This is a genomic window from Shinella sp. M31 (assembly GCF_049199205.1).
Lineage (GTDB): Bacteria > Pseudomonadota > Alphaproteobacteria > Rhizobiales > Rhizobiaceae > Shinella.
This window is the reverse complement of sequence record NZ_JBLZPH010000083.1, coordinates 139,940-143,007: the sequence shown is the minus strand read 5'-3', so window position 1 is coordinate 143,007 and position 3,068 is coordinate 139,940. Positions and strand designations below refer to the sequence as shown.

At 59.9% G+C, this 3,068-nt stretch carries 7 protein-coding genes; all 7 read right to left on the bottom strand.

The features are described 5' to 3' along the window. Positions 1-342, bottom strand: a 342-nt coding sequence (locus ACOZKU_RS14675) for a DUF3168 domain-containing protein (protein ID WP_421579501.1), incomplete at its 3' end; no start/stop codon positions are given. Continuing rightward, complete coding sequence (locus tag ACOZKU_RS14670) at positions 339-830, bottom strand: HK97 gp10 family phage protein (protein ID WP_421579500.1); 492 nt, start codon at positions 828-830, stop codon at positions 339-341. The genes ACOZKU_RS14670 and ACOZKU_RS14675, both read right to left, overlap by 4 nt. A gap of 28 nt (positions 831-858) precedes the next feature. After that, positions 859-1,215 (bottom strand): head-tail adaptor protein, encoded by a 357-nt coding sequence (locus ACOZKU_RS14665; protein WP_421579499.1) that lies wholly within the window; start codon positions 1,213-1,215, stop codon positions 859-861. A gap of 354 nt (positions 1,216-1,569) precedes the next feature. Next, a complete protein-coding gene (locus tag ACOZKU_RS14660) occupies positions 1,570-1,980 on the bottom strand; it encodes a hypothetical protein (protein ID WP_421579498.1) in 411 nt (136 codons plus the stop codon). A 15-nt stretch (positions 1,981-1,995) separates the two neighbouring features. Next, the gene (locus tag ACOZKU_RS14655) at positions 1,996-2,559 is read right to left on the bottom strand and encodes a head-tail connector protein (RefSeq protein WP_421579497.1); all 564 of its coding nucleotides are present in this window, start codon (positions 2,557-2,559) and stop codon (positions 1,996-1,998) included. A 2-nt stretch (positions 2,560-2,561) separates the two neighbouring features. Beyond that, positions 2,562-2,747, bottom strand: a complete 186-nt coding sequence (locus ACOZKU_RS14650) for a hypothetical protein (RefSeq protein ID WP_421579496.1) — start codon at positions 2,745-2,747, stop codon at positions 2,562-2,564. Beyond that, positions 2,747-3,068: hypothetical protein (locus ACOZKU_RS14645; RefSeq protein ID WP_421579495.1), on the bottom strand; the 322-nt coding region annotated here is incomplete at its 5' end. The genes ACOZKU_RS14645 and ACOZKU_RS14650, both read right to left, overlap by 1 nt.

The window sequence follows — 3,068 nt, the reverse complement described above, 5'->3', positions numbered from 1 at the left end:
AACGCGCGTCTGTCGGTGCATGATGGAAACAAGGCGCCAAGATGCCAGGACCAGCGGCGCCATATGCAAGTTTTCCGAGACCGCGAATGCGATCTCCTTCACAGCGGGAAAGCCGACCTTCCGAGACCAGGCATGCAAAGTCAGATAGACGTCGCCGCCCTCGATGCAGGTCGCGTCATCTCGAATGAACTGCGCCTCGCCGATTGTGACGTAGCCAAGTTTTGGCGTGGCCCACCGTGTGGTAGGTGGCTCGTCATAAACACCGTTGACGAGGTTCATGAGCGACGCATCCACCTTGAGGCGCGTGACGATGGCGCCCTGCAGTTCCAGTTCGGGACTCATTTATTCATGGCCTCCCGAACGCCCTTGTTCACCGCAGCGCGGATGCGCTTCATGATCTTGGGCTTCATTGCGCGATATGTCGGGAAAATATGTGGCTGCGCCCGAGTGCCGGGATGCTGCGTGCCGCCGCCTTCGCGGTGTGTCGCCTGCCCTAGAACTGTGCCGCCGCCCTTGGCGGTATTATGCGGCGCAGTACCCCACTCCAACCAACGCCAGATGTATTCGGCAAACAACCCAACAGCGGTCGGATCCTTGGCAGCGGCCTTGCTCACGCGCTCCTGATGCGGACGGTTCGCGAGCTCGTCGGCCTCAATGCTTTCCATGTATTCCAGCGTCGCGCCGGTCGGCGCCCGCTGACGGATAGCCTCAGCCAGTTCGTCGCCGGCTTTTCGCTTGGCTTCGGTGGCATACTTCGCAACGTTCGGCGCAACCTGCGTAAGCCGACGGAAGAGCTCGTCCTTGCCCGTGATTGTGGCTTTCAGCGCCATACCCTACCCCGCCTTACGTTGTCCGCCGCTATGTTGCTACGCCGTCGTCGGCCACCATCTCGAGCCAGGCATTTGTCTGATCCGGGTCGGAGACTGATCTGATGTTCAGCACGCGCTTTGGATTGCGGGCGTCCAGAGCGCGCCAGGACGGCGTTACCTCACGGCTTGCCGCATGACTGCGGACTCGCATGATGTACGGCTGTATGCCCGTCAGACGGGCCGCCATTACCGGCTCGCCGCCCCTAAGCGGAATGAGTTCCGCGAAGTCGGTGAAGACCGTTTCCCATGGGCCAGATTGCTCGTTGCCCATACCGTCATCGACCAAAGGTCGGACCTGAAAGTGCAGCTTGACGCGCAGCGCGCCGCTATTCGGCTTCTTTGCCATGCAGCCCCCACCAGCGCCACGCATTCTTGAGGGAAGATAGGGAACCGTGTCCAAGGCTGACACCTAAGCGCCAGTCAAGTGCGAAACGACCTAACTTTCCACATCGCCGCATAAGGGCAACAAAAAGAGTATCGCGGAGATAGCCAATTTCCCCAGTAAATGGGCATTTCTCCCATCTACCGCTACTCGGCTTCTTTGCCATCAGCAGCCTCCCGCTTCGCCCGTACCGCCTTACCGGACGCCAAAGCCTCGTCAGCGCACGCGCGCGTCACGTTCAGGTGCATGCCGGCTTTGTATGCAATCGTGAAGCCCGGCTGCACCCAGTTATGATCCTCGGTGAACCGGACCCACATCTTAGAGCGCCACTCCAGCCGACTGGAAGTCGACAGCAAGGACAGTCGCGGACTTCGCGATGCCGATAATCTGCGGATAGTCGCCCGTCGTCAGGTCACCCACCGGAACGATCGTGCCGGCCGTGCCGCCAAGGTAATAGGCAACGCCGGCCGTGACCGTCGCACCGATCGTGATGTCGCCGCTCTTATGCAGCGAAATAGGCTGGTTCAGGCTCGCCGAGTTCAGCGCGATAGCCGAAGCAACGCGCGCGGCGGCAGTTGCGGAATTAGTATCCGCCAGAAGCCATTTGTTCGTGGCAGTGTCCAGATAGACAGCCTGCCCTGCGGTAATGGTCGTGCCAGCCGTGCCGATATCGCGCGTGGAATTCGTGCCCGCAACGACGTTCGCCGCGGTAATGCTCAGTGCTGTCATGGGGTCTCCTTGCCCTTACGAGGGCCAATTTCGATAGGGCATGAGGAGCGCTTCGACTGCCATAGGCATGGCGCTCAACTTAGCTTCGGCTACGGCTTCACGATTCTCGTACCAGTGACCAATCAACAGCAAAGCGGCGTGCTTGATCGACGCCGGCAATGCCGCATAGCCAGCCGTAAACTCGATGCGAACCGACTCTGGTTCGCCGTCGGTCTCAGGCCATTCCTGGTCCTTCGCGGGCAAGATGTAACCGCTTCCGCCCTCACCCAGAGTTCGAAATCCTGTTAATTCCTGCTCCTCATCGCCGTTAGAAGGCGTATAGAACACGCCATTGACCGACACGAGCGGTGGTTTCGGTAGGTCGATGCGGCCAACTGGGAACTCGCAACGCGTCAACTCCCACTCCGAAGCTGTCGCAGATCGGCCTAACCAACTGTTTTCACCGAAGAGCCAGTCTCCAGCGGTCGCAATCAGACCTGAAATGTATCCATTGTCATCGTCGTGGAGGACACGAAGGTGCGCCTTTGCGTCGGCCAGGCTGATAATCGGCGCAATTTCCGTCACAAGGCGCAGAGCCATCGCTATTTCCTCTTGGTACGCGGCTCAGCCTGCTCATCGACCGCGACCTTCTTGGCCGCAGGCTGAATAAAGCCTTCCGCCTCGAGCCCGGCGGCGAGATCGCCAAAATCACGCTCGTCGTCCGCATTCAGATCAACGAGCGTGAAGCCGTCCTCCGAGAAAGGGAACGGCTTCACCACTTTATACATCAGGCGGTCGGCTTCGAACGCGCGTTGCCCTTTAGGACAACGGCACCAGCAACGATCGACGTGCCCGAGGCCAGCGTCAGGACGGGCCTGATGTATCGCTTGTCGCCGAGGTAGCCGAGCTTATAGACGGTTGAGGCAGCCAGCGGGGTCGGCAACGTACCCTGGATCTTCGAAGCTGCAACGGCGGTATAGCCGGAGCCAGAAACATCAGACTCTTCAAGCGTGACGTTGAAAACACCGCTGCCAGCGATGGCGCCGGTGTTGATTACGACGGCAGCCGACTCAAAGCCGGCAAGGTCAACACCCGTACCGGTCGTGGTT

Excerpts from the sequence above, each read along its gene's own strand:
- ACOZKU_RS14660 (WP_421579498.1), bottom strand. The coding sequence starts at position 1,980 with ATGACAGCACTGAGCATTACCGCGGCGAACGTCGTTGCGGGCACGAAT.
- ACOZKU_RS14650 (WP_421579496.1), bottom strand. The coding sequence starts at position 2,747 with ATGTATAAAGTGGTGAAGCCGTTCCCTTTCTCGGAGGACGGCTTCACG.
- ACOZKU_RS14665 (WP_421579499.1), bottom strand. The coding sequence starts at position 1,215 with ATGGCAAAGAAGCCGAATAGCGGCGCGCTGCGCGTCAAGCTGCACTTT.
- ACOZKU_RS14655 (WP_421579497.1), bottom strand. The coding sequence starts at position 2,559 with ATGGCTCTGCGCCTTGTGACGGAAATTGCGCCGATTATCAGCCTGGCC.
- ACOZKU_RS14670 (WP_421579500.1), bottom strand. The coding sequence starts at position 830 with ATGGCGCTGAAAGCCACAATCACGGGCAAGGACGAGCTCTTCCGTCGG.